Source organism: Actinosynnema sp. NPDC023658 (assembly GCF_040639995.1).
In the GTDB taxonomy this organism is placed as follows: Bacteria; Actinomycetota; Actinomycetes; order Mycobacteriales; family Pseudonocardiaceae; genus Actinosynnema.
Map to the genome: position 1 here is coordinate 1 of NZ_JBFAAX010001482.1, position 1,063 is coordinate 1,063.

1 pseudogene is annotated in these 1,063 nt (G+C 76.9%); it reads left to right on the forward strand.

Annotated features, from left to right (window positions below):
- Positions 1-1,063: pseudogene (locus AB0G02_RS41960) on the forward strand (hypothetical protein); the annotation flags it as partial.

Below are 1,063 nucleotides of genomic sequence, written 5' to 3' on the forward strand. Positions count from 1 at the left end.
CGTGGCGACGGCGTTGCGCTCGGTGCCGGGCACGCACGACGTGCGGGCCGCGCTGGACGCGCTGGACCTGACCGCGACCCCGGACGCCACCTGGTTCGGCCGGTCCTGCGAGCTGGTCGCCCGCGCGCTCACCGGCCTGACCGCCCAGCGGCCCGCCGCGCTCGTCCTGGACGACCTGGACCAGGTGGACGACGACTCGCTGGCCATGCTCGCCGTGGTGCTGCGCCGGGTCACCGCCGCGCCGCTGGTGCTGGTCACCGCCGTCCGCGCGCACCACCGCAACCCCGGCGTCGAGGAGCTGCTGGACCGGGTCGAGCGGCACGCCGAGGTGGCGCGCGTCCACCTCGCCCCGTTGAGCGGCGGTGACGTGGCGCGGATCGTGGAGACCGTGCTGGGCACGCCGGTGGACGAGGGCCTGGCGCACGAGGTGCACCAGCGGGCGGACGGCAACCCGTTCTTCGCGGTGGAGATCGCCCGGTCGCTGCGCGAGCTGGACCTGGTGGCGGTGGACGGCAACCGGGCCAGGCTCACCGTGTCCCCGTCCGCGATCCGGCTGACCAGGCGGGAAGCCGTGCTGCGCCGGGTCGCGCCGCTGGACCGGGACACCCGGGCCGTCGCCCGCGCGGTGTCCGTCTTCCGACGGGTGCGGCTGGACCGGATCGGGCTGCTCGCCCGCGTGTCGTCGCTGCCCGAGGAGACCGTCGTGGCCGCGTTCGACGGGCTGCTGCGCGCGCACATCGTGGTGCGGGACGAGGACCGCGGCTACCGGTTCTCGCACGCCCTGGTCGGTGAGGCGCTGTACCAGGAGATCGGGCCCGCCCAGCGCCGCCACCTGCACAGCCTGATCAGCGCCCGGATGCTGGACGACCGGGCGCGCGGCCTCGCCGTGGACGAGATGGAGCTGGCCTGGCACCTGGCCGAGTCCGCGCCGCCCGGCGACCTGCGCGCCGTCCGGGTGATGGCGCAGGCCGCCGCGGCCAACCGCACCACCGCGCCGGAGACGGCGGCGGCGCTGTGCGCGCGGGCGTTGGAGCTGCTGCCGGTCGCCGCGCCGGAACGGCCC